We start from the raw sequence: 21,994 nt of genomic DNA, 5'->3' as shown, positions 1-21,994 counted from the left end.
ACAAAACCCGTATGAGTCAACCCGTGGGAATGCGGTTCAAAGGCTCAAAGCCCACCAGCGTCGGGCTGACAGGAGCCGCCGTCGTGACCGCCGCTCACGCGCCGGGCACTCCGGCTGCCAGCATCATGTCGCCCGACAAACGAAAAACCCGCTCGGCTACACCGGCGGGTTTCATTTTGTCGGGCTGACAGTGTGTTTTTTCAGGACATCGGAATGGGATGTCTCAAGACATCGGAATAGGTATTCGGCCAGTTTCAGCTGGTGTCGAAGGCTCGTCTGGTCATCACCGCTGTACTCATCGAGGGGCGCTCTCAGTCGCAGGTCGCCCGCGATTACGGAGTCTCCCAAGGCTGGATCTCACGACTGATCCGCCGTTACACCCTCGAAGGCGACGCCGCCTTCGAACCCCGTTCCCGACGCCCTCACACCAGCCCGGGGCGGCTGCCGCAGACCACCATCGATCTGATCATCGAGCTACGCCACACCCTGACCGGCAAAGGACTCGACGCCGGACCCCACACCATCGCCTGGCACCTACACCACCACCATCAGCTACACGTCTCGCCGGCCTCGATCAGCCGCCCCCTGCGCCGCGCCGGCCTGGTCGAACCCACACCAGCCAAACGACCCAAATCCTCCTACCTGCGATTCGCCGCCCACCAGCCCAACGAGCTCTGGCAAGCCGACTTCACCCACTGGCGGTTGGCCAACGGCACCACCACCGAAATCCTGTGCTGGCTCGACGACCACTCCCGCTACGCGATATCGGTCACCGCTCACCGCCGCGTCACCGCTACCATCGTCGCCAACGAATTCACCAAAGCCACTGCCCAACATGGCATCCCCTACTCCACACTGACCGACAACGGCATGGTCTTCACCACCCGCTTCGCCGGCGGCAAAGGGGGCCGCAACGGATTCGAAGCCCAACTGCACCGCCTGAAAGTCCGCCAAATCAACTCCACCCCCAACCACCCCACCACCTGCGGAAAAGTCGAGCGCTTCCACCAAACCCTCAAAAAATGGCTCACCGGCGCACCCCGCGCCACCACCATCGCCGCACTACAAACCCAACTCGACGCCTTCACCGACGAATACAACCACCGCCGACCCCACCGATCCCTGCCCCACCAAGCCACCCCCACAGTCATCTACACCAGCCGCCCCAAAGCCACCCCAGCAACCCGCACCGACACCCACAACCGCGTACGCACCGACCGCGTCGACCAAGCCGGATCAGTCACCCTGCGCGTCAACGGACGCCACCACTACCGAACCCGCGTCCTGATCCTCATCCAGGACCTCAACACCACCGTCATCAACGCCGCCACCGGAGAAGTACTGCGCGACTTCACCCTCGACCCCACCAGGGACTACCAACCCACCGGAGCACCCAAAGGCCCCAAACGGAAAAAACCGCAGACCTAAAGCAGGTCCACGGCTATTCCGATGTCTTGAGACATCACATTGTCGGGCTGACAGGATTTGAACCTGCGACCACTTGACCCCCAGGCTTAACGGCGGTATCCGCAGGTGTTCGCATTTGTGCGTATTTGACCTTGTGCCACAACGGATCTGAACATGTACACACGGCTGCGAACGAGGGCGGAAAAGTACGGTCAAATCGACCAAATGGCGGTACGAATGGCGGTACGGAGGTCACGGACTGCACAGACATATGCACAGGTCCCGACATATGTCGTCTTTGGACATTTGCGCTGGTGGCGACATATGTATGACTTCTCCTGTAGCCCTTGGTATTTCACTTTTCATGCTGTTAGCTTCACCGCATGACACACACCGATGCAATCCTCGCCAACCTCGACGCCGCGGGCGTCTTCTCCGCCTTGCCGGTCGACGACGGCGAGTTTTTGGTCGCCGCACTGAGCTTCGACGTCTGCCTGCGCGGCGATCCGGCCCTTTCGATGCGCAGCCGTGCGTCGGCGGTACGCGCCGGTCGGTGGCCCTGCGAAGACCGGGCCGGTGTCGCTCAAGCCCTCGATATCGCCGCAACGCTGATGGAGTCGCGGTGAGCCGGCCTGCGCCGCGACCGCTGCCGCCAGCGTGGGCCGGTCTCGCTCAGGCGTACCTCGCGGCTGAGGCGGGCGCAGGCCGGTCGATCGCGACGATCGCGACCCGACGCGGACATCTGGCGTTCATGGCGCGCGGCCTGCGGTGCAGACCGGAACGGGTCACGACGGCCGGGATCCTTGCGTGGTTCGGTCGGCAGGCGTGGAGCATCGAGACGCGCCGCAGCCACCGCAACACCGCCGTCTCGTTCTTCGGCTGGGCACACCGCGCAGGCCACTTGCCTTCGAACCCAGCGGCCGACCTTCCGGTTATGCGTGCAGCGGCTCCGGCGCCGCGGCCAGCGCCCGACGCTGTGTGGTCCGCGGCGATGGCCAACGCGGATCCGCGCGTCCGGCTGATGCTGCGTCTAGCGGCCGAAGCTGGTCTACGCCGAGCGGAGATAGCACGCGTTCACCGTCGCGACCTCACGCGCGGGCCGGGCGGCGCCGCGCTCCTGGTCCACGGCAAGGGCGGGAAACTGCGTACTGTGCCGATCGGCGACGACCTGGCCGCGGCGCTCGCGAAGGGTGTGCAATCGCCGGATGCCCTCAGTCCGACTGAGGGCATCGCCGATGGCTTCCTGTTCCCTGGCGCCGGGGACGGGCACCTGACACCGCAGCATGTCGGCAAGCTGATGGCCGGTGCGTTGCCCGACCACTGGACCGCCCACACCTTGCGGCACCGGTTCGCGACCAGGGCCTACCGCGGATCCCGCAATCTGCGTGCGGTGCAAGTGCTGCTCGGTCATTCCAGCGTCGCAACGACGGAGCGGTACACCGCGGTCGACGACGACGAAATCCGCGCCGCGATGAGGGCGGCGGCGGGCGCCTCATAGCCGTGCTGGGGATCCTGCCAGCCGCTATCAGATCATAAATGCTCTATAGGTTTACTAGAGATTTGCTATAGGAAATCAACAGCGTATCAACACCAAACCTATAGAACAGAGAAAGCGTACCTGTAGAACAGCTATAAGCAGCTATAACAAGTCGCCGTACCTTGCCGCGAGGTCTTGGCAGAATGGCCGGAAAGGACATCAATAGCCATTTGCCAGAGTGGCGGTCGCGGTGTACGGTGGCTCGCAAGAATGCACATATGAGAGGAAAGGTCGGTTATGACTACGGTCACCACCAGCGACTACGAAGTCCAGTTCGAAATTAGCTCGGGGAATGCCGGTGAGGGGGCCTGGACACTCGCGACTACTGTCGGCCCGCAGTCGGAGGCAGCGGCGCGGCACTTTTACGAGGCGGCCATCGACAACCCGTTGATGCGGAACATCAAGATCGTGCGCATCAGCGATGCCGAAGTGCTCGCCGAGCACCCGTAGGTCAACCTCGACAAGCTCCCACGCTTCGTCCTGCCGCGGATCTACAGTCGATTGCGGGGGAAGCACAAGTCACCGGTCAACCGTTTGGCAGGGGGAAGGCCATCAGTCCTAATCCGCGCCCGTGGTCCTACTGGACACGCAACAAGCTCCAGATCCTCGCCGACTACCTGCCCAAGTTCAACTTGGCCAGTCAGAGAGCCGACCAGCGGATCTATATCGATGTGATGGCTGGTACGCCGTTCAACGTCGAACGCCATACAGATATCGAGTTGGACGGCTCGCCACTCGTGGCACTCAAGGCGGACCCCGGCTTTACTGTCCTTCGATTCGGCGAACTGGGTTCCAAGGCCGACCAACTGTCCGCCGCTCTCGCCGAAAAGTTCCCAGACGACCACCGGTACAAGGTCATCAAGGGCGACTGCAACATCACGATCGACGGCGTGCTCCAAGAACTAGAGCCGCTTCGGTGGGCCCCGACATTCGCATTCCTCGACCAGCAAGGCGCTGAGATTCACTGGGCCACAATTGAAAAGCTCGCGAGATTCCGCAAGAACAGCAACGGATGGAAGACCGAGCAATGGATGCTGATGTCGCCGACGATGATCGCTCGGGAGGCGCGCAGGTCAGAAGAGTTCCGCGCGCGAGTCACCAACCTGTACGGCGGCGACAGTTGGCTCCGCATCCTTCGCGCGCTTGACGCTCGCAAGATCAGACCAGAGCAGTACCGCCAGGAAATGGTGAACCTCATGCGGTACCGACTTGAAACGGTCCTCGGGTACAGGTACACGCATCGGATCCCGATGACGATGTCCACGAACAAGATGACGATCTTCGACATGGTGTTCGCGACTGACCACGACGCTGGCGACAGAATCATGCGGCATCTGTACAACCAGGCGGCGCAGCGTGAGCCGCTGATGATGCGACAGGCGCAGTCAGCGAAGGCGGCGAAGGAAGAGGAGGAAGCCGGGGTGCTCGGCCTATTTGATCCGAGCGACCTCCCCGCCGAGCCGGACCCTACTCTCGGTCAGATCCTGTGGACACCGCAGCCGACCTGGGATCCCGAATCGCACGATTGGTGGCACAAGTACGCGTCTGGTGCTGACTACTAACCGGTTGCCGCAGCTGGCATTTCGTCCCACAGCAGGCCGTCGAGTTCACGCCCTTCAGCCTTGGGTGTGCGGCCGCCCCACTGCTTGAAGAAGAACGCGACGCCAGCGTCCTGGCACGCGTCGCGGATACCGCGCACCCATTCGCCATCGACCGGACGATGGTTCGCGCCGGACTCGCCACCGGCAATAACCCAGTGAATTCCGTCAAGGTTCAGCCCGTCGAGCGGTCCGATCAGCGGCTCGCACGACAAGAACCGAACGGCCGCAGGAACCTCGCGCAGGTGATCGACGCGAGACAACACGTCCGAATTCTCGACCGACACACCCATCCACAAATTGCTTGGCCAGTCGAGACTTTCGCCGAGCCGCCGCAGGCGAAGACTGCGCTTCGTGAGTACCTGGTAGGTGTGCTGAGGCGTATCTCGGCACACGTCGAAGACGTCCCGAATGAAACCCACCGGGACACGCGCGTGAAACAGATCGGACATCGAATTGACGAACACGGTCCGCGGCTGGCGCCAGCGACGCGGTTCGTCGAGCGCCTGCGGGTGGACGGTGATGCCGAAGCCTGGCCCCGATGTGCGTGGATCACCATCGTTTTGGTACTTCTCGGATCCCATGGCCTTCAAGCGTTTCGCCAGCGTCATGGCGTAGCAATGGTCGCAGCCCGCGGAGACACGATCGCAACCGGTGACAGGGTTCCAGGTGGCTTCGGTCCACTCGATCGCCGATCGGTCAGCCATGCCACACCCCTAAATTCACCGCGGATCCAGGTCGCCACAACGCTTGTCGATCGCACAGGTTATCGGTGGTGTCCGACACCCAACCACGACGGAGACGGCGACGCCTACTCATGACGACGATTGTGCCGCTGCGGCCCGCGCGGCGAGGTACTTCCGCATTGCGGGTCCCGTGTTGTTCCGAACGCGCAACATTCGCTGGTAACCACGCATCCACAGCTGCGCGAGGAGCAGCGACCGACCGTCGTACGGGTTGCGGTCGCCGGGCTCGGCGAGTGACCCCTCGTAGAGTGCCAGCGTGTACTCCGCGCGCTTCGTCACCCGCCAAGCATGCGGCCGGATGCCTTCGAGCGGCGTATCCCACGCCGTTCATCTGGACTCACAACGTGTGCCCGTAGCCGACTTGCTTTTATTTTTTGGAAGATCCCAGGGGGAGGAACGCCTAAGCCATGGGGGGCGCCGTGGGGGCCACCAGGGGGTTACCCCGCGTGGGTGTCATGTCTGCTCGGTCCAGGTCTGTGCCGGGCTGCGGGGTGGCACGGTGGCGGTGAAGAAGTGGCGTGGGCGTGGGGTTCTCTGGGCGGCTTCGGCCCGTTTGGCTGCGTCGTCGGTGCCGGGTGGGTACAGGCCAAGCTCGGCGTAGTCGGGGTATTTGATCGCGCGGTCCGGGTCGAATAGGTGCGTGTCGAGTCGGGTTCGTTGGTTCCATTCGGTCATTGAGTAGCTGTCGGGATAGCCGACGTCGCATGGCGCTTCGTAGACGTTGCTGAGGGTTCGGGCGGTGCGGGCGGCGTGGGCGGCGTCGTCGGGCACGTACAGCGCCTCGATGGTGGCAGAGCGTGCGCGCCAGCACCGGACTTCGTACTCGCCATCGGCGATGTCTTCGGACTGCGTTGTTTCGACAGCGTGGTGCAGCTGCACTTTGCCGATCACCGACTTTGGTTGTGACCTGGCCCAGTGGTCCGGATCGGGCACTGTGGTTTCGTCGTATCCGTTGAATTGGTCGAGCGTGTGTTGACGGCCGATTGCGTCTCGCACTTGGTTCGTTACCCAGTTCCGGCAGCCAACCGAGTAGCGCACGTCGATAAGGGTCATGGCGAATAGGCCGCAGGTGCAGTCGGGGTGTGGTGGCGTGTGTGTCGGATCGTGTCGGCAGCGGGCGACCGTGGCGCCAGCCTGCCATCGTGTCTTGTCCTTAGGGCCGAACGGGTGTAGCCGAGTGGGCATTCCACGGTGCGGAGGTAGAAGCCAGTACCGCCACGCGGTGAGTGTCTCGATCACCTCATGGCCGTTGGCGGTGTCCGTCATCACGTCCTGGTCCTCGTCGTCGTTTGGCGGGCCCCACGGCGGCGCTGCCGGTCGAGCGGGACCTCGATGGCGCGCCAGCCGCGGGGCTGTACGGGGCCGCGCGCTCTCAGATGGTGGCGTGTTGTTCTCGCCGTTCGTCGTCGAACTGCTCTGCGGTCTCCCAGTGGGCGTCGAATGTCGCGACGCGGGTGTGGAACTCGGTGATCGTTGGCAGGGACAACGGGATGCCGTGGCGGGCGAGGATCCAGGCGTCGACATGCGGTGAGCCTTCGAGGCGGGCCGTCTGCCGTGCGGGCTCGAGGGTGGCTGCGGCAGCGTCGGTGAGTACCTGCGCCGGGTTTTCGCGATGATCGATGCGGGCTGCGTCGGCGAAGGCGGCGAATCCTTGAGTCGCTGCGGTCCACATGGCGATGGATCGACGGGCGTTGGTCCAGTGCTGTACCGCGTCGGGCCCCCGCGTGATGACGGCTTGGACGTTGTCGAGGTTGTCGACGGGTAGCGCGGCGACGGCGGCTGTGAGTGCGGCGGTGTGCGGTTCGAGTGCTGCATCCCATTCGTCGAGAACGGCGTCGGCGTGTTCGACAAGGGCGGCTCGCTTCTGCCGCATGCTGCGCTGGCGGGCGGCGTCGCCGATGCCGTGCCCTTGGTTGGCGAGCATGCGCTCGAGGGCGAGTCGCTGCACGGCTTTGTCGGTGCGGAAGTCGCGGCCAGCTTCGACGGCGTCGAGGACCGCGTCGTTGAGGTCGCCTGCGCCGCGGAGCATCGTTTCGGCGGTGTGGACGAGTTGGTCGGCGTGGTCCAGCTGCTCGACGAGGGCGGTTGGAAGTGGAACGCCAAGCGTTTCAGCGGTTTTCCTGACTTGCGAGGCGTAGTAGCGGGGTGTGAGTTGCATGGTGTTTGGTCCTTTCAGAGGGTTGGTTCGTGGGTGGGATCGGTGATGGTTTTTACGAAGTCCGAAAGGCGCTGTCGGTCGGTGGGGGTGGGTTTTCCAGGGTTGCCACCTTCGCGGGCGACATGGTTCCCGCGCCGGGGCTTTGGTTGCGACGGTGCCGAAAAGCGTTCTGCCACTTCCGCGATCCAGTCGCGTTCCCGTTCGGCCATGATGGCGCGAAGAAACTTCCGCGCCGGGTCGTCCTGGGCGTCAGCGTCGCTCGAGGCGGCAGCGTCGTCGGGGGCGCCGACGTCGACGCCGCGCGCACGGAGTTGCTCGAGCTCGTCGTCGGTCAGGACGGCGAGTAGGTGTTCTCGTTCTTGGCGGTTCACTTCGACCTTCCTTCGATGTGTTCGCGGAGCGCCGCCTCGTCGACGAACCAGCATCCGGCGACCTTCCGGCCACCGAGCCGCGGGGCAAGTCGGCGGGTTTGTCTGAGCGAAATGCCCAAAGCGACAGCGGCGTCGGCGATCGGGACGGTCGGTTGCTCCACGGCGTCAGCTTCCCTGATCGGCGGTGAAGGGACGTCCGAGTGACCGTCTGCGGCCATCGCCGCTGCGAATTGGCAGGCCAACGCCTCGTAGATTTGATAGGGGCCGCCTAGCTGCTTGCGGGCTTTCGCGGCGATCAGGGCGCTGTTGTAGGCCGCTTTCAGTGGCAGCCCTGACAGGACAACGCCTCTGTCGACTCGAACGAACCCGCTCTCGGTCATCGGTCTGCCTCGTCTCCGCAGTGGACGCAGACGCCGTTGCGGCCGCGAATGGTGTGGCCGCAGTTGGCGGCGCGTTCGGCTTCGTCCTGGTCCTCGACGGCGGCGCGCCACTCCTCGAGCTCATATGCGCTCATCTGATGACGTCCTCCCTTCGTGGCCGACCACCACGCCGAACGGGCACCTGCGGGTCGACGCCGACGACGGAGTGAGTCCGGCAGCACAACTCGGAGCAGGGCGTCAATTCGGCTTCGGCCCGTCTGGCTTCCTCGGGGCTGTCCCAGTAGGTCCACTCCGCAGCGATGGGCCCGGTATCAGTGCTGCGGTAGCAGACCAGCACGCCGCGGACGCTCACTGCCCGTCCTCGAGTTGGTGAATTGGCTCCGTGACGTCCCTCGTCGGGATCGGCGGTTTCGCCGGTGCGCCGTGGTCGCAGCGTCGAGCGGGCTCGATGGGTGTGCGGTCGTCGGCCAGCTTCCAGCCGCAGGGATCGCAGCGGCGGCAGGCTCGGATCGCGGCAATCCGCGCCTCACGCGCGGCCTGGTCGTCGGCGCTACGCCGGGTCATGACGCGCTCCTACGTCGATGGCGGCACCGGATCGCGGGCTCCAACGGCGCGCCGTCCTCGTCCAACACCCAGCCCTCATCGCGGCAGTCTGGGCATTTGAAAACGCGTTTCCCGTTCGGAACTCCGTTCTCGTCGAACAGCTGCTGCGAAAACGGCTCAGTACCAACAGAAGTACCTGTAGAAGTACCTAAGGGCCTGTTTTCGTCCAGGTCAGGCGATGTTTTTGACACCGCTAGCGGTGCGGGTTTGAACCCGTAGCGGTGCGGGTTTGAACCCGTAGCGGTGCGGGTTTCGTCAATACCCGCACCATCAGCGGTGCACGTTTCGCCGTTAACCTGCACCGCTACGGGGGCGGGTAACGCGAGGTTATGTGAGCGCTGCGCCGTGACTCCACGACCGCCAACCGTCCGCCCTGTCTCCACCAGGTAGCCCAGTCCGGTGAGCCGACCGAGCGCGTCCTTCAACCGGTTCCGCGACATTCCGTTGGGGACGGCGTCAGCCATCACGTCGAGCTTCACTGCCCAGCCAGTGCCGTCACGACGCACCCAGTCAGTGCAGATGGCCATCGCGAGGCGCACGTCACGGTCAGTCAATCGGTGGTCAGTCCGTAGAGCCCTCAGCCAACCGAATTTGTCGAACGTGGTGCGCTGCCCGCTCACGTCCCTATGACGCGCGCAGCGTTCGCGGCGTCGAGCAATTGACCCGCGAGCTCGATCGCGAACTCGGGCGTCACCGAAAACGGATCCGTACCGGCGCCAACAGCGACAAGGACCAGCCTCGGGTTCGACGCGTTCGCCCCGACGTGGAAAGCAGGCTGATCCGGCGGCCGATTCACGCAACACCGCCTTCGAGCAGGCCAGCGACGAAGGCGTCGACATCAGCTTGCGGAATCAGTGTTCTCGCACCAATTTTCACGCGGCGCAAGGTACCGTCGTCGATCAGGCTGTATACGGTGGTGCGGCCGACGTCGAGTTGTGCGCAGACGTTTGGGATGGTGCATAGCTTGCGTTGCACGGGGGGCTTAGCAGGCACCAAACCGCGCCGCGCTGCGCGGTTATCTGCTTGTAGAACAGTAGTTTTCATAGGCTCAGGAAGCGTTTTCATCGCGAAATAGACCCCTCAATGAGTGGATGAATATTTCGCGGCGATGGCCGGGAGAACTCACGCTCGCCAAGTGTGCTCCGGTCAAATGCCCCGGACGCCTATACCCGCGTAGCTGCAACCGTACCCGACCGGCCGGATACATCTCCGTAACGGCACAGTCGCGCGTGTCCGTCGCTATCCTGCTATGTGCGACCACTTGACTTATGAAGGGCGGTTTATGGGTACCCGACGGGCTGATGGCGAGGGTTCTTACCGGCAACGGCCTAACGGGCTCTGGGAAGCCTCAACCCGGTACACCGCACCCAACGGAGCGCGAAAACGGCTCAGCGTGTACGGCAAGACCCGCGCCGAGGCGCGCGGCAAGCTCACCGACGCCCGCAAGCGGCTCGCCGAAGGCGCTCCCCCGCGCGACGACAAGCAGACGATCGGGTCGTGGTTGGCGACCTGGCGCACAACAGCGTTGTCGGCGTCGTCTCGCAAGGCGACCACGCAGGAGCTTTACGGCAACCTGTGCCGCAAGCACTTGGAAGGCGACGCCGACCTGGCCGGACTGCGGCTTGACCAGATCCGGCCGACGCATGTCGAATCGCTAATATTGCGCCTCCGGGGAAAGGGCTTGTCGGACAGCACCGTTCGACAGGTGTACACGGTGCTGCGGGCCGCGCTCGACATTGCTGTGCGCGATGGATTGCTCGCGAGCAATCCATCGGCCAAGGTGAAGCGTCCCGCCGTAGCGCCGAAGGAAGCGCGGTACCTGTCCACCGAAGACGTACGCAGGCTCCTGAGTCAACTGGACGGGCTTCGCTATCGGCTCGCGGTGCTCTTGATGGCGGCGACCGGTATGCGGCGCGGTGAGGTCGCCGGGCTGCGCTGGTCCGACGTCGACCTCACCAAGGGTGAGCTGAGCGTGGCTGGCATCGTCGTGCGCGTCGGCGGCGCATTGGACTGGACCCCACCGAAGACCGATCGGTCGCGCCGACGCATCCCGTTGACTGCCGGGCTCATCGCCGAGTTGAAGAAGCACCGCAAGTCACAGCTCGCCGAGCGGCTCCACGCTGGCGATCGGTGGACTGACACCGGTGCCGTGTTCGCGACGGAGGTTGGCGGCTGGCTCGACCCGCGCAACCTCCTGCGCACCGTCGAGATTGCAGCGGGCAAGGCCGGGATCGAGAACGTCGGCGCCCACACGTTGCGCCATTCGGCAGCAGTCGGCTGGCTGGAGTCCGGTGTTCATATCAAGGCGGCTGCCGACTTGCTCGGTCACGCGTCGATCAGCATCACCGGCGACCTGTACGGGCACACCAGCGACGACGCCGCGCGGGCCGCAGTGAAGGGACTCGGCGATGCCCTGGGATTGTGATGGCGGTATGCAAAGGCGGTACGGCGTGAAAACGGCGGCTTCCGAGTCTCGGAAAAACCGCCTCTGACCTGTTGTCGGGCTGACAGGATTTGAACCTGCGACCACTTGACCCCCAGTCAAGTGCGCTACCAAACTGCGCCACAGCCCGCGGTGCCGCCGGGATCGCCGGCGGCAGCACGTGAGCCTACCGCAGACCCCGCCCGTCTTTCTAAACGGTCACCAACCGCCATAGTCCGATCAGGCCGACCACGACGATCGCGGCGCGCAGCGCGTTCGGCGACAGGCGCCGCCCGTAGTGCGCGCCCAGGAACCCGCCGATCAACGACCCCACCGCGATCAGCCCCGCCGCCAGCCAGCTGATCCGGTCGAACGCCACGACGGTGTACGCCACTGCCGCAACGATGTTCACCACCAGCGACAGCAGATTCTTGGCCGCGTTCATCCGCTGCATCTCCTCGGGAAGCAACGCGCCCATCGCAGCGATCAGCATGATCCCCTGCGCCGCGGTGAAGTATCCGCCGTAGACCCCGATCGCGAACGTCAGGAAGACCAGCACCGCCATCCTCCGCGGCGACACGTGCTCCGCCGACCGGCCGGCCTCCTCTGCCCGCCGCCGCGCCCACTCCTGAATCCGCGGCCCGATCACCACCAGCACCAGCGCAAGAATCAGAAGTACCGGCACGACCTGCGCGAACACCTTCTCCGGCAGATGCAGCAGCAGCCATGCACCCAGACCCGCCCCGACGAACGACGCCGGCAGCTGCCATCTCAGCCGCTTCCACTGACCGCGCAGCTCACGGCGGTAGCCCCAGGTTCCCGATGCGCTTCCCGCGACCAGTCCGACCGCGTTGGACATCGTCGAGGTCACCGGCGGATACCCCAGCGCGACCAGGGTGGGAAAGGTGATGAGGGTGCCTGATCCGACGACCGCGTTGATCGCGCCGGCCCCCACGCCCGCCAGGGCAATCAGGATCATGTCGATGACGGGCACTAGAGCGAGCCTACTGCCCGGCGATTTGTGTGCATCCAGGAGCGCTCAGCGCGCGTGAATGCACACAAATCGCCGGGGCTAGCGGGAGCGTGACCCGCGCTTCTCACGCACCCGGACGTTGATCCGGATCGGGCTGCCCTCGAAGCCGAACGTCTCCCGCAGCCTCCGCTCCAGGAAGCGCCGGTAGCCCGCCTCCAGGAACCCCGTCGTGAACAGCACGAACGTCGGCGGCCGTGCGGTCGCCTGCGTCGCGAACAGGATCCGCGGCTGCTTACCGCCGCGCACCGGCGGCGGCGTCGCGGCGACGATCTCCTTGAAGAACGTGTTCAGCCGGCCGGTCGGTACCCGGGTGTCCCACGATTCGAGCGCCGTCTCCAGCGCGGGCACCAACTTCTGCACCGCCCTGCCGGTCTTCGCCGAGATGTTGACCCGCGGCGCCCATTGCAGCTGCGCCAGCTCCCGGTCGATCTCGCGCTCCAACAGATAGCGACGGTCCTCATCGACCAGATCCCACTTGTTGAACGCGATGACCAGTGCCCGGCCCGCCTCGATCACCATCGACAGCACCCGCTGGTCCTGCTCGGTCAGCGGCACCGACGCGTCGATCAACACGATCGCCACCTCCGCGGCGTCGATCGCACCGTGCGTCCGCACCGAGGCGTAGAACTCGTGCCCGCTGGCCTGCCCCACCTTGCGCCGCAGCCCGGCCGTGTCGACGAACCGCCAAATCTTTCCGTCCATCTCGATCAGCGAGTCGACCGGATCGACGGTCGTGCCCGCGACGTCGTGGACCACCGAACGTTCCTCTGCGGCAAGGCGATTCAACAACGAGCTCTTGCCGACGTTCGGCTTGCCGACGAGCGCGACGCGTCGCGGTCCGCCACCGCCCGAGCCCATCTCCGATACCGTCGGCAGCACGTCGATCAACTTGTCGAGCAGGTCGGCCACCCCGCGGCCGTGCATCGCGCTGATCGGGTGCGGCTCCCCCAGCCCCAACGACCACAGCTCCGCGGCCTCCGCTTCACCGCGCTCGGTGTCAACCTTGTTGGCCGCCAGGAACACCGGTTTGCCGGACCGCTGCAGCAGCTTCGCCGCCGCCTCGTCGGCCGCCGTCGCACCGACGACCGCGTCGACCACGAAGATGATCGCGTCGGCGGTCCGCATCGCCACCGACGCCTGCTCGGCCACCAGCTGCTGCAGACCCTTGGCGTCGGGCTCCCATCCCCCGGTGTCCTGCACTACGAACCGTCGTCCCAACCAGTTCGCGTCGTACGACACTCGGTCCCGCGTCACGCCGGGAACGTCCTGCACGACGGCCTCGCGTCGGCCCAGAATCCGGTTGACCAGCGTCGACTTACCGACGTTCGGCCGCCCGACCACCGCAACGACCGGCGGCGGCGCCGCGGCCTCCTCGATGGCCTCCGCGACGTCCTCGGCCCCGAGTTCCCAATCGCTCTCGTCGGACCAGGTGCCATCCGAATCCGACGTGCTCACGTCGACGCTCCGGCGCGCTCCCGAACGAGCTCCATCAGATGCGCGACCACCTCGGACTCGGTCATGTCGCTGGTGTCGACCACCACCGCATCGTCGGCGGCGCGCAACGGTGAGACCGCACGCGTGGAGTCGAGATGGTCCCGCCGCTTCACATCGGCCAGCACCGCCTCGTACGCATCCTCGCGGCCGGCGGCGACGTTCTGGTCGTTGCGCCGCCGCGCCCGCTCTTCGGCCGACGCCGTCAGGAAGATCTTTAGATCCGCATCGGGTAGCACGACGGTACCGATGTCGCGGCCCTCGACCACGACGCTGCCCGGCCCCGCCGCCAGCTCGCGCTGCAGCCCCACCAGCCGCGCCCGCACCGCAGGCACCGCCGACACCGCGGACACCGCCTTGGTTACCTCGTCGCCACGAATCTCGAGCGAAACGTCTTCTGCGTCAAGGTAAGCCTTGTCCTCGTCGGGGTCATAGCCCACCGACAGCGGGACGTTCTCCGCGGCGGCCTCGATCGCCGGCGTATCCGTCAGGTCGACACCGGCCCGTACCACCGCCAGCGTCACGATGCGATACATCGCACCGGTGTCGAGATAGCGTGCACCCAATGCACGCGCTAAACCCCTTGATACCGAAGACTTTCCGGTCCCAGCGGGGCCGTCGACCGCGATCACCAACGGCGAGCTCACATTCCCACCGCCTTGTACAACGCGCCCAGCTCCTTCTGACTCAGCACCCGGATGCTGCCGGGCCGCTGATCCCCCAACGACACCGCCCCGATGTCGGTGCGCACCAACTCTTTCACGGGGAACCCGACCGCGGCCAGCATCCGCCGCACGATCCGCTTGCGGCCCTCGTGCAGCGTCACCCGCACCAACGTCTTACCCGGCACCGTATCCACCACCGCGAAATCGTCGACGCGCGCTGGTCCGTCGTCCAGTTCGATACCCGTGCGCAGCTTGCGCCCCAACCCACGCGGCACCGTGCCGAGCACCGTCGCCAAATAGGTCTTGGGCACTTCGTACGACGGGTGCATCAGGCGGTGCGCCAGCTCACCGTCGTTGGTCAGCAACATCAGTCCTTCGGTGTCGGCGTCCAGGCGACCGACGTGAAACAGCTTCTTGTTGCCCCGCACTCGATGTTCGACCAGATCCCCGATACACGGACGGCCACGATCGTCGGACATCGTCGAATGCATACCCTTCGGCTTGTTGATAGCCAGATGCACCAGGGTGTCGTCGACGGTGATCCTGGCGCCGTCGACCCGGATCACCGAGACATCGGGATCCACCCGGGTACCCAGCTCGGTCACCACCCGATCGTCGACCTCCACCCGGCCGTCGAGGATCATCTTCTCGGCGACCCGGCGCGACGCAATTCCGGCCTGCGACAACACTTTCTGCAGTCGCACGCCTTCGGAGGATTCAGCCATCCGAATCTTGGTCCACGTCGAACGACATCGGCGCCTCGGAAGCGGGAGCGCCGCTGAGCTTCATGAAACGGGGTTCTTCGCTGAGTGATTCGCTCAGATCGTCGATCACGTCGACGTCGGGCAGCAGCGGCGCGATGTCGGGAAGGTCCGCCAACGACGTCAACCCGAGCCGTTCGAGGAACAGCTCGGTGGTCGCGAACGTCACCGCACCGGAGTCGGGGTCGACGCCGGCCTCGGTGATCAACCCGCGTGCGAGCAGCGTCCGCATGACCGCATCGACGTTGACGCCGCGCACGGCGCTGACGCGGGCCCGCGTGACGGGCTGCCGGTAGGCCACCACGGCCAGCGTCTCGAGCGCCGCGCGTGTCAGCTTGGAGCGTGCTCCGTCGAGCAGCAGCCGTTCCACGTACGGCGCGAACCGCGCCCTCGTATACATCCGCCAACCGCCGCCGGCCCCGCGTAGATCGATCCCGCTGTCTCGGGCGGTGAGCTCCTCGGCCATCAGCGCCAGCTTGGCCGCGACCCGGTAGGCGGGCTGCTGGGTCGCGGCGGCGAGCTGTTCGACCGTCACCGGCGTGTCCACCACAAGCAGCAGCGCCTCGAGCACCGACCCGAGCTCGTCATCGTCGAGCTCCGGCTCGTTGGCGACATCGATGCCCAGCCCGAGGTCTGCGTCGAGATCCGCGGGCTCGTCGAAGCCGTTCGAGGTCTCCGGTGGCGTCTCGGCCGGGATGTCGGTCGAGACGTCGGTCGGAGTGTCATCCGTCATAGTGGTCTTCTTCCACCGCCAGGTGTTGAGGGGTAGGCCGTTCGCCGGTCCACGAAATCTGGAGCGCACCAAGCGGTTCTGGTTGTTCGAATGCTACTGCCCTGGCCCGGTAGAGCTCGAGCAGCGCCAGGAACCGGCCGACGATCTCGATCGGTGCCTGGCAGTCGGCCACCAGTTCGCGGAACGACGCCCATTGGCCGATCCCGCGGCTTTCCAGCAACGCCATCAGATTACCGATCTGCTCGGTCACCGACACCGGCGCCTCGTGCAGATGCTCGGTCGCGACGGTCGGCACCGGGCGCGGGGTGAACGCCGCCGCCGCGATCTGGGCGAACGTCTCGGCGTCGACGCCGATCATCACCTCAGGCAGCAGCTCCTGGTAGCGCTCCTCCAGCGCCACCGACCGCGGGTAGCTGCGCAGCGCAGCGGCCTCGAGTTCGGCGAACATCTCGGCGACGTGTTTGAACGCGCGGTACTGCAGCAGCCGGGCGAACAGCAGGTCGCGCACCTCGAGCAGCGCGAGATCCTCCTCGTCGTGCACCTCCCCGGCTGGCAGCAGTCGAGCCGCCTTGAGGTCCAGCAGCGTGGCGGCGACCACCAGGAACGTGGTCGTCTCGTCGAGTTCGAGCTGAGGGCCGATCGCCTTGGTGTAGGCGATGAATTCGTCGGTGACCTGGTGCAGCGCCACCTCGGTGACGTCGAGCCGGTGCGCGAAGATCAGCTGCAGCAGCAGGTCGAAGGGCCCCTCGAAATTGGCCAGCCGAACCTGGAAACCCGTCTGCTGCGACTGGTCCGAACTCGATGTCGCCGGATCGGCGGGTCCTGCCGTAGTCACCGCCCCGGTCACGCGCCGAACCGGTCGATGACCTCGCGCGCCAACGACCGATACGCTTCGGCACCAACGGATTTCGGCGCCCATGAGGTGATCGGCTCGCCGGCGACGCTGGTCTCGGGGAAGCGGACCGTCCGAGTGATGACGGTGTCGAACACCAGGTCGCCGAACCGCTCGAGGACTCGCGCCATCACTTCGCGAGAGTTCACGGTGCGGGGGTCGTAGCGGGTGATGAGGATGCCGCCGATGGACAGCTTCGGGTTCAGCCGGTCGTGCACCTTGTCGACGGTATCGGTGAGCAGCGCCAGCCCGCGCAGCGAGAAGAACTCGCACTCGGTGGGGATGATCACCACGTCGCTGCAGGCCAGCCCGTTCACGGTGAGCAGGCCCAGCGACGGCTGGCAGTCGATCAGGACGTAGTCGTAGCGGTCCAGCACCGGGTACAGCGCGCGGGCCAGCGACTGTTCGCGGCCCACCTCGTTGACCAGCTGGATCTCCGCGGCCGACAGGTCGATGTTGCTCGGCACCAGGTCCAGGTTCTTGACCCGGGTGCTGATCAGCACATCGTCGATCGACGCCCGCGGTTCGACCAGCAGGTTGTGGACGGTGTGCTCGAGCTCGTAGTGCGGCACGCCGAGGCCCGCCGACAGCGCACCCTGCGGATCGAGGTCGACCATCAGGACGCGGCGGCCGTATTCGGCCAGGCTGGCGCCCAGGTTGATGGTCGAGGTGGTCTTGCCGACCCCGCCCTTCTGGTTGCACATGGCGATGACCTTGGCGGGCCCGTGCGTCGCCTTGGGTTCGGGGATGGGAATGGTTCGCGGCGGACGGCCGGTCAAGCCGATCTCGGAGGCTTCGCCGGCGTCGGTCATGCCAGACCTTCGCTGGTCAGGCTGCACACGGTCATGGCGAACATCCGGGCAAGTTTAACGGGAGGTGACTGCCTGGTCTGCCAGACCCGCGGGCAACTTTTCATTGATGCCCCCGGCGGTCGGCCTAGGCTGGCGGGCGTGAGCCTCAAGCAGCGCATCCCATTCCTGCGCTGGTCGTTCTGGCGGATGGCGATCGGGTCCCGCAACATCACCAAGACCGGCCAGATCGGCGACGGCCGGGAGGCGGCCGCCGCCGACTATGTGGTCGCCAACGCGCGGCAGGGCGACATCGACGACGTGATCGCCAAGATCGACCAGTTCGCCTACGAGAAGTCGTTCCTGATCAACATCGGCGACGAGAAGGGCGAACTGCTGGACGCCGCCGTGCGCCGCGTCAACCCGGGACTGGCCCTGGAGCTGGGCACCTACTGCGGCTACGGAGCACTGCGGATCGCCCGCGCGGCGCCCGAGGCCCAGGTGTTCTCCGTCGAACTCGCCGCCGCCAACGCCCAAGTGGCGCAGCGCATATGGAGTCACGCCGGAGTCACCGACCGGGTGACGTGTGTGGTCGGCACCATCGGCGACGGCGGCAGAACACTCGACGTGCTGGCCAACGAGCACGGCTTCGCGCCCGGAACGCTCGACCTGCTGTTCATCGACCACGACAAGGCCGCCTACCTGCCCGACCTGCAGTCCATCCTGGACCGCGGCTGGCTGCACCGGGGATCCATCGTGGTCGCCGACAACATGCTCATTCCGGGGTCCCCCAAGTATCGCGAGTACATGCGCGAACAACAGGGCAAGCTCTTCGACACCGTCGAGCACAGGGCACACGGCGAGTATCAGACGCTTGCGCCCGACATGGTGCTCGAGTCGGAATACCTCGGCGGCTGACCCCCTGCCTTCCCGCGAGCAGACGCGAAACCCCCCTAAAACATGCGAAATAGGGGGTGTTCGCGACTGCTCGTCGGTCGATGGTTCACTGCGCCCGCGGGTGCGCTCCTGCCCAGACCTCTCGCAGCGCGCTGACGGTGACCATCGTGTAGATCTGCGTCGTGGTGACCGACGCGTGCCCCAACAGTTCCTGGACGACGCGCACGTCGGCGCCGCCGTCGAGCAGATGCGTGGCGAACGAGTGCCGCAGCACGTGCGGCGACACCGCCGAGGTGATGCCCGCCCGTTCCGCCGCGTCCTGCAGCACCTGCCACGCACTCTGCCGCGACAGTCGCCCTCCCCTGGCGTTGAGGAAGATCGCCGGGGTGCCGCGGCCGCGACGCGCCAGGTCGGGCCGACCGCGCACGAAATAGGCGTCCAAAGCGGCGACCGCCGGCCGGCCCACCGGCACCAAGCGCTGTTTGCCGCCCTTGCCGCGCAGCAGCACCGACCGCGCCTGGGTGTCGATGTCGTCGACGTCGAGGCCGACGGCCTCCGAGATCCGCGCCCCCGTCGAGTAGAGCAGCTCCAGCAGTGCCCGGTTGCGCAGCGTGAGCGGCCCGTCGGCCTCACTGTCGCCGCCAGCCCCTTCCAGCAGCGCGAGCACCTCGTCGATGGTCAGGCTCTTCGGCAACCGTCGGCTCGGGGTCGGGGGTTTCACCGCCGACGCGACGTTGACGGTGGTCAGACCTTCGGCCTCCGCGAACCGGTGCAGCCCTCGCACCGCGATCAACGCGCGCGCGGCCGACACCGCCGACAACGGAGCGGTCCCGGCGTCGGGATCACCGCGGCGCAGGGCGACGAGGAAGTCGCTGACATCGCCCTCGGTCACCTTGGCCAGGTCGTCGATGCCACGCAGGGTGAGGTGTTCGGAGTAACGCCGCAGGTCGCGCCGATACGAGCTCAGGGTGTTGGCCGCGACGCCGCGCTCGATCGTGAGATGGTCGAGGTAACCCTGGAGTTGGTCGTCGAGGGCCGACCGGAACGTCGTCATCGGTGACCCTTCCGCCGAGAGAAGGAGGTCGATCGGTCGATCCACGGCGCGTCGACGGGCCGCAGCGTCGCGGGGTCGTCGACGGCGTGCGCCGCCAGAATCCCGCCCACCGCAATCGAATTGACGATCTCACCCGCGAGCACCATCCGTACCGCATCGTCGAGCGGAACGCGCCGCAACGTGAGGTCGGCCTCTTCGTCGTGGCCGTCGGGTCGGTCCACCTCGGTCAGACCGGTGGCCAGATATACCCGCACGCTCTCGTCGCTGAATCCGGGCGCGGTGTCGAGGTCGATGAGCACCCGCCACTCCGCGGCGGCGATACCCGCTTCTTCCTTGAGTTCACGGGCGGCGCTGATGTGCGGGGCTTCGCCGTCGAGGTCGAGCAGACCGGCCGGCAATTCCAGCAGTCGCCTGCCGAAGGGGTGCCGGTACTGGTAGACCATCACGACATTTCGGTCGTCGTCCAACGCGAGAATGGCCACCGCACCGTAGTTTTCGACGACATCGCGCTTCGCGACGTTGCCGTGCGGCATGCGCACCTCGTCGACGCGCAAAGCGAAAATGTTTCCGATGTATACCGTTTCGGACGCGACTGTCTCGAAATCGTGTTCAGCCACGGGCTTCGGTTTTTTGCAGCTCGGCCTCGTGCAGCGGTGGCGCGACGTCATCGGGATGCGCGGACCCGTTGGCGTGCTCCGGGATGTCCATGCCGGGCAGCCGTTCCTCCGCCTTGTAGCCCAGCGCCGCGCCGACGAACGCGACGAACAGCGGGTGCGGGCGCGTCGGCCTGCTCTTCAACTCCGGGTGCGCTTGGGTCCCAACGATGAACGGATGCACATCCGGCGAGTACTCGACGAACTCGACGAGGTGGCCGTCCGGCGACGTCCCACTGAACCGCAGCCCGCTTTCGGCGATGCGGTCCCGGTAGGAATTGTTCACCTCGTAGCGATGGCGGTGCCGCTCGGACACCTGGGTGACGCCGTAAGCCTGCGCCACAATGGAATTCGGCTCCAACACCGCCGGATAGGCGCCAAGTCGCATGGTACCGCCGAGGTCGGCCTCTCCGGCGACGGCCTCGCGTTGGTCGGCCATCGTCGAGATGACCGGGTCGGGCGTCGTCGGGTCGAATTCGGCCGAGTTGGCCTCGGTGAGCCCCACCGAGCGCGCCGCCTCGATGACGATGCACTGCAGTCCCAGGCACAGCCCCAAGACGGGCAGACCGCGTTTACGCGCGTAGCGGATCGCCCCGATCTTGCCCTCGATGCCGCGGATACCGAAGCCACCGGGAATCAAGATGCCGTGGACGTCGGCCAGTGCCGCGGCCGCCCCGCTGTCGGTCTCACAGTCGTCGGAGGCCACCCACCGCATCTCGACCTTGGCGCGATGCTTGAACCCGCCCGCCCGCAGCGCCTCGGCCACCGAGAGGTACGCGTCGGAGAGATCGATGTACTTGCCCACCAGCGCAATTCGCACCGTCTCCTGGGGGTCGTGCACACGCTGCAGCAGATCGTTCCACTGCGTCCAGTCGACGTCGCGGAACGGCAGGTTCAGCCGGCGCACCACGTAGGCGTCCAGTTCCTCGCGGTGCAAGACCTTGGGGATGTCGTAGATCGATGGCGCGTCCGGGGTGGAGATCACCCCGTCGATGTCCACGTCGCACATCAGCGCGATCTTGTTCTTCAACGGTTCGGGCACGTCGCGGTCGCAGCGCAGGATCAACGCGTCGGGCGTGATACCGATGCTGCGCAGCGCGGCCACCGAGTGCTGCGTCGGCTTGGTCTTAAGCTCACCCGACGGCGCCATGTAGGGCACCAGCGAGCAGTGCAGGAAGAAGCAGTTCTCCCGGCCGACCTCGTGCCGCACCTGGCGGGCCGCCTCCAGGAAGGGCAGCGACTCGATGTCGCCGACGGTGCCGCCGATCTCGGTGATGACCACGTCGGGGCGGACGCCCGCGGCGTCGGGTTCGGCCATCGCGAGGATGCGCCGCTTGATCTCATCGGTGATGTGCGGGATGACCTGCACCGTGTCGCCGAGGTATTCGCCGCGACGCTCCTTGGCGATCACCGTCGAATACACCTGCCCGGTGGTGACATTCGCCGACGCGGACAGGTTGCGGTCGAGGAACCGCTCGTAGTGGCCGACGTCGAGATCGGTTTCGGCGCCGTCCTCAGTGACGAACACCTCACCGTGCTGGAACGGGTTCATGGTTCCGGGGTCGACGTTGAGGTACGGGTCCAGCTTCTGCATGGTCACCTGGAGGCCGCGCGCCGTGAGCAACTGCCCGAGGCTCGATGCGGTGAGGCCCTTGCCGAGGGAAGAAACCACGCCACCCGTTACGAAGAGGTGCTTGGTGGGGGCCTGCGGGTGCTTGCGTAGAGCTGGCAAGAGCAACCTCCGTGACGACGCGGCAGGGGCTCGCTGTCAATAGCTGGGGCCTGCCGACCCACGGAACCCCACC

General features: G+C 65.9%; 27 protein-coding genes and 1 tRNA gene. 7 read left to right on the top strand and 21 right to left on the bottom strand.

The features are described 5' to 3' along the window. Positions 1–261 precede the first annotated feature (261 nt). The 5 genes from G6N43_RS15900 (at position 262) to tcmP (ending at position 4,506) form a co-directional block, all read left to right on the top strand. A complete protein-coding gene (locus G6N43_RS15900; protein WP_163658127.1) occupies positions 262–1,428 on the top strand; it encodes an IS481 family transposase in 1,167 nt (388 codons plus the stop codon). Between the two features lie 362 nt (positions 1,429–1,790). After that, positions 1,791–2,033, top strand: a complete 243-nt coding sequence (locus G6N43_RS15895) for a hypothetical protein (RefSeq protein ID WP_083157705.1) — start codon at positions 1,791–1,793, stop codon at positions 2,031–2,033. Next, positions 2,030–2,905: a tyrosine-type recombinase/integrase gene (locus G6N43_RS15890; RefSeq protein ID WP_179967876.1), complete on the top strand. Its 876-nt coding sequence runs from the start codon at positions 2,030–2,032 to the stop codon at positions 2,903–2,905. Before G6N43_RS15895 ends, G6N43_RS15890 begins: the two co-directional genes overlap by 4 nt. A 276-nt stretch (positions 2,906–3,181) precedes the next feature. Next, positions 3,182–3,394, top strand: a complete 213-nt coding sequence (locus tag G6N43_RS15885) for a hypothetical protein (protein ID WP_083157704.1) — start codon at positions 3,182–3,184, stop codon at positions 3,392–3,394. A gap of 101 nt (positions 3,395–3,495) precedes the next feature. Next, on the top strand, positions 3,496–4,506 hold the full coding sequence (gene tcmP, locus G6N43_RS15880; RefSeq protein WP_083157703.1) for a three-Cys-motif partner protein TcmP: 1,011 nt from the start codon (positions 3,496–3,498) through the stop codon (positions 4,504–4,506). Here the strand turns inward: tcmP and G6N43_RS15875 are convergent. From G6N43_RS15875 to G6N43_RS15830, 10 genes are all read right to left on the bottom strand, one after another. Beyond that, on the bottom strand, positions 4,503–5,249 hold the full coding sequence (locus G6N43_RS15875) for a DUF5131 family protein (protein WP_083157702.1): 747 nt from the start codon (positions 5,247–5,249) through the stop codon (positions 4,503–4,505). The genes tcmP and G6N43_RS15875 overlap by 4 nt on opposite strands. 108 nt (positions 5,250–5,357) lie before the next feature. Continuing rightward, complete coding sequence (locus G6N43_RS15870; protein ID WP_083157701.1) at positions 5,358–5,567, bottom strand: ribosome modulation factor; 210 nt, start codon at positions 5,565–5,567, stop codon at positions 5,358–5,360. A 174-nt stretch (positions 5,568–5,741) separates the two neighbouring features. Continuing rightward, the gene (locus tag G6N43_RS15865; RefSeq protein WP_133056600.1) at positions 5,742–6,284 is read right to left on the bottom strand and encodes a hypothetical protein; all 543 of its coding nucleotides are present in this window, start codon (positions 6,282–6,284) and stop codon (positions 5,742–5,744) included. A gap of 376 nt (positions 6,285–6,660) precedes the next feature. Beyond that, positions 6,661–7,446, bottom strand: coding sequence for a hypothetical protein (locus G6N43_RS15860; protein ID WP_083157699.1), 786 nt, complete (start codon positions 7,444–7,446; stop codon positions 6,661–6,663). Positions 7,447–7,460: 14 nt separating this feature from the next. Further along, complete coding sequence (locus G6N43_RS15855) at positions 7,461–7,817, bottom strand: hypothetical protein (protein WP_083157698.1); 357 nt, start codon at positions 7,815–7,817, stop codon at positions 7,461–7,463. After that, positions 7,814–8,197: a hypothetical protein gene (locus G6N43_RS15850; protein WP_083157697.1), complete on the bottom strand. Its 384-nt coding sequence runs from the start codon at positions 8,195–8,197 to the stop codon at positions 7,814–7,816. The genes G6N43_RS15855 and G6N43_RS15850 overlap by 4 nt, the downstream gene beginning before the upstream one ends. Next, a complete protein-coding gene (locus G6N43_RS15845; RefSeq protein ID WP_163658125.1) occupies positions 8,194–8,331 on the bottom strand; it encodes a hypothetical protein in 138 nt (45 codons plus the stop codon). The genes G6N43_RS15850 and G6N43_RS15845 overlap by 4 nt, the downstream gene beginning before the upstream one ends. Continuing rightward, the gene (locus G6N43_RS15840; protein WP_133056599.1) at positions 8,328–8,549 is read right to left on the bottom strand and encodes a hypothetical protein; all 222 of its coding nucleotides are present in this window, start codon (positions 8,547–8,549) and stop codon (positions 8,328–8,330) included. Before G6N43_RS15840 ends, G6N43_RS15845 begins: the two co-directional genes overlap by 4 nt. Next, the gene (locus G6N43_RS15835) at positions 8,546–8,761 is read right to left on the bottom strand and encodes a hypothetical protein (protein WP_083157696.1); all 216 of its coding nucleotides are present in this window, start codon (positions 8,759–8,761) and stop codon (positions 8,546–8,548) included. Before G6N43_RS15835 ends, G6N43_RS15840 begins: the two co-directional genes overlap by 4 nt. 831 nt (positions 8,762–9,592) lie before the next feature. After that, positions 9,593–9,865, bottom strand: a complete 273-nt coding sequence (locus G6N43_RS15830; RefSeq protein WP_083157694.1) for a helix-turn-helix domain-containing protein — start codon at positions 9,863–9,865, stop codon at positions 9,593–9,595. A gap of 328 nt (positions 9,866–10,193) precedes the next feature. Between G6N43_RS15830 and G6N43_RS15825 the strand changes: the two genes are divergently transcribed. Further along, the gene (locus tag G6N43_RS15825; RefSeq protein WP_244960497.1) at positions 10,194–11,225 is read left to right on the top strand and encodes a tyrosine-type recombinase/integrase; all 1,032 of its coding nucleotides are present in this window, start codon (positions 10,194–10,196) and stop codon (positions 11,223–11,225) included. Between the two features lie 74 nt (positions 11,226–11,299). Here G6N43_RS15825 and G6N43_RS15820 read toward each other — a convergent pair. From G6N43_RS15820 to G6N43_RS15785, 8 genes are all read right to left on the bottom strand, one after another. Next, positions 11,300–11,373 (bottom strand) — tRNA-Pro (locus G6N43_RS15820). A gap of 60 nt (positions 11,374–11,433) precedes the next feature. Continuing rightward, a complete protein-coding gene (locus G6N43_RS15815) occupies positions 11,434–12,201 on the bottom strand; it encodes a sulfite exporter TauE/SafE family protein (RefSeq protein WP_275989073.1) in 768 nt (255 codons plus the stop codon). 93 nt (positions 12,202–12,294) lie between these two features. Further along, positions 12,295–13,710: a ribosome biogenesis GTPase Der gene (der, locus tag G6N43_RS15810; RefSeq protein WP_083157691.1), complete on the bottom strand. Its 1,416-nt coding sequence runs from the start codon at positions 13,708–13,710 to the stop codon at positions 12,295–12,297. Then, positions 13,707–14,393 carry a (d)CMP kinase gene (cmk, locus tag G6N43_RS15805; RefSeq protein ID WP_083157690.1) on the bottom strand — a complete coding sequence of 229 codons (687 nt, stop codon included), beginning with the start codon at positions 14,391–14,393 and terminating at the stop codon, positions 13,707–13,709. The genes der and cmk overlap by 4 nt, the downstream gene beginning before the upstream one ends. Then, the gene (locus G6N43_RS15800) at positions 14,390–15,136 is read right to left on the bottom strand and encodes a pseudouridine synthase (RefSeq protein ID WP_083157689.1); all 747 of its coding nucleotides are present in this window, start codon (positions 15,134–15,136) and stop codon (positions 14,390–14,392) included. The genes cmk and G6N43_RS15800 overlap by 4 nt, the downstream gene beginning before the upstream one ends. Further along, the gene (gene scpB / locus G6N43_RS15795; protein ID WP_083157688.1) at positions 15,129–15,905 is read right to left on the bottom strand and encodes an SMC-Scp complex subunit ScpB; all 777 of its coding nucleotides are present in this window, start codon (positions 15,903–15,905) and stop codon (positions 15,129–15,131) included. The genes G6N43_RS15800 and scpB overlap by 8 nt, the downstream gene beginning before the upstream one ends. Beyond that, positions 15,895–16,740 carry a segregation/condensation protein A gene (locus tag G6N43_RS15790; protein ID WP_083157708.1) on the bottom strand — a complete coding sequence of 282 codons (846 nt, stop codon included), beginning with the start codon at positions 16,738–16,740 and terminating at the stop codon, positions 15,895–15,897. The genes scpB and G6N43_RS15790 overlap by 11 nt, the downstream gene beginning before the upstream one ends. A gap of 8 nt (positions 16,741–16,748) precedes the next feature. After that, positions 16,749–17,609 carry a ParA family protein gene (locus G6N43_RS15785; protein ID WP_083157687.1) on the bottom strand — a complete coding sequence of 287 codons (861 nt, stop codon included), beginning with the start codon at positions 17,607–17,609 and terminating at the stop codon, positions 16,749–16,751. Between the two features lie 138 nt (positions 17,610–17,747). Here G6N43_RS15785 and G6N43_RS15780 point away from each other — a divergent pair, with 138 nt between their 5' ends. Next, positions 17,748–18,503, top strand: a complete 756-nt coding sequence (locus tag G6N43_RS15780) for an O-methyltransferase (protein WP_083157686.1) — start codon at positions 17,748–17,750, stop codon at positions 18,501–18,503. 85 nt (positions 18,504–18,588) lie between these two features. On the opposite strand, the gene xerD is transcribed toward G6N43_RS15780, so the two are convergent. Genes xerD through G6N43_RS15765 form a run of 3 tightly spaced genes read right to left on the bottom strand, consistent with a single transcriptional unit; the run spans position 18,589 to position 21,921 of the window. After that, positions 18,589–19,536 (bottom strand): site-specific tyrosine recombinase XerD, encoded by a 948-nt coding sequence (gene xerD / locus G6N43_RS15775; protein WP_083157685.1) that lies wholly within the window; start codon positions 19,534–19,536, stop codon positions 18,589–18,591. Further along, positions 19,533–20,153, bottom strand: coding sequence for an NUDIX domain-containing protein (locus G6N43_RS15770; RefSeq protein WP_083157684.1), 621 nt, complete (start codon positions 20,151–20,153; stop codon positions 19,533–19,535). Before G6N43_RS15770 ends, xerD begins: the two co-directional genes overlap by 4 nt. Beyond that, positions 20,146–21,921, bottom strand: a complete 1,776-nt coding sequence (locus G6N43_RS15765) for a CTP synthase (protein WP_083157707.1) — start codon at positions 21,919–21,921, stop codon at positions 20,146–20,148. Before G6N43_RS15765 ends, G6N43_RS15770 begins: the two co-directional genes overlap by 8 nt. Between the last annotated feature and the right edge of the window lie 73 nt (positions 21,922–21,994).

It is taken from the genome of Mycolicibacterium moriokaense, from assembly GCF_010726085.1.
Taxonomy (GTDB): Bacteria; Actinomycetota; Actinomycetes; order Mycobacteriales; family Mycobacteriaceae; genus Mycobacterium; species Mycobacterium moriokaense.
This window is presented reverse-complemented; position numbering and strand designations above follow the sequence as displayed.

Excerpts from the sequence above, each read along its gene's own strand:
- G6N43_RS15830 (WP_083157694.1), bottom strand. The coding sequence starts at position 9,865 with ATGAAAACGCTTCCTGAGCCTATGAAAACTACTGTTCTACAAGCAGAT.
- G6N43_RS15850 (WP_083157697.1), bottom strand. The coding sequence starts at position 8,197 with ATGACCGAGAGCGGGTTCGTTCGAGTCGACAGAGGCGTTGTCCTGTCA.
- scpB (WP_083157688.1), bottom strand. The coding sequence starts at position 15,905 with ATGACGGATGACACTCCGACCGACGTCTCGACCGACATCCCGGCCGAG.
- G6N43_RS15815 (WP_275989073.1), bottom strand. The coding sequence starts at position 12,201 with ATGATCCTGATTGCCCTGGCGGGCGTGGGGGCCGGCGCGATCAACGCG.
- G6N43_RS15885 (WP_083157704.1), top strand. The coding sequence starts at position 3,182 with ATGACTACGGTCACCACCAGCGACTACGAAGTCCAGTTCGAAATTAGC.
- G6N43_RS15860 (WP_083157699.1), bottom strand. The coding sequence starts at position 7,446 with ATGCAACTCACACCCCGCTACTACGCCTCGCAAGTCAGGAAAACCGCT.
- G6N43_RS15875 (WP_083157702.1), bottom strand. The coding sequence starts at position 5,249 with ATGGCTGACCGATCGGCGATCGAGTGGACCGAAGCCACCTGGAACCCT.
- xerD (WP_083157685.1), bottom strand. The coding sequence starts at position 19,536 with ATGACGACGTTCCGGTCGGCCCTCGACGACCAACTCCAGGGTTACCTC.
- G6N43_RS15785 (WP_083157687.1), bottom strand. The coding sequence starts at position 17,609 with ATGACCGACGCCGGCGAAGCCTCCGAGATCGGCTTGACCGGCCGTCCG.
- G6N43_RS15895 (WP_083157705.1), top strand. The coding sequence starts at position 1,791 with ATGACACACACCGATGCAATCCTCGCCAACCTCGACGCCGCGGGCGTC.
- G6N43_RS15845 (WP_163658125.1), bottom strand. The coding sequence starts at position 8,331 with ATGAGCGCATATGAGCTCGAGGAGTGGCGCGCCGCCGTCGAGGACCAG.
- G6N43_RS15835 (WP_083157696.1), bottom strand. The coding sequence starts at position 8,761 with ATGACCCGGCGTAGCGCCGACGACCAGGCCGCGCGTGAGGCGCGGATT.
- G6N43_RS15800 (WP_083157689.1), bottom strand. The coding sequence starts at position 15,136 with ATGGCTGAATCCTCCGAAGGCGTGCGACTGCAGAAAGTGTTGTCGCAG.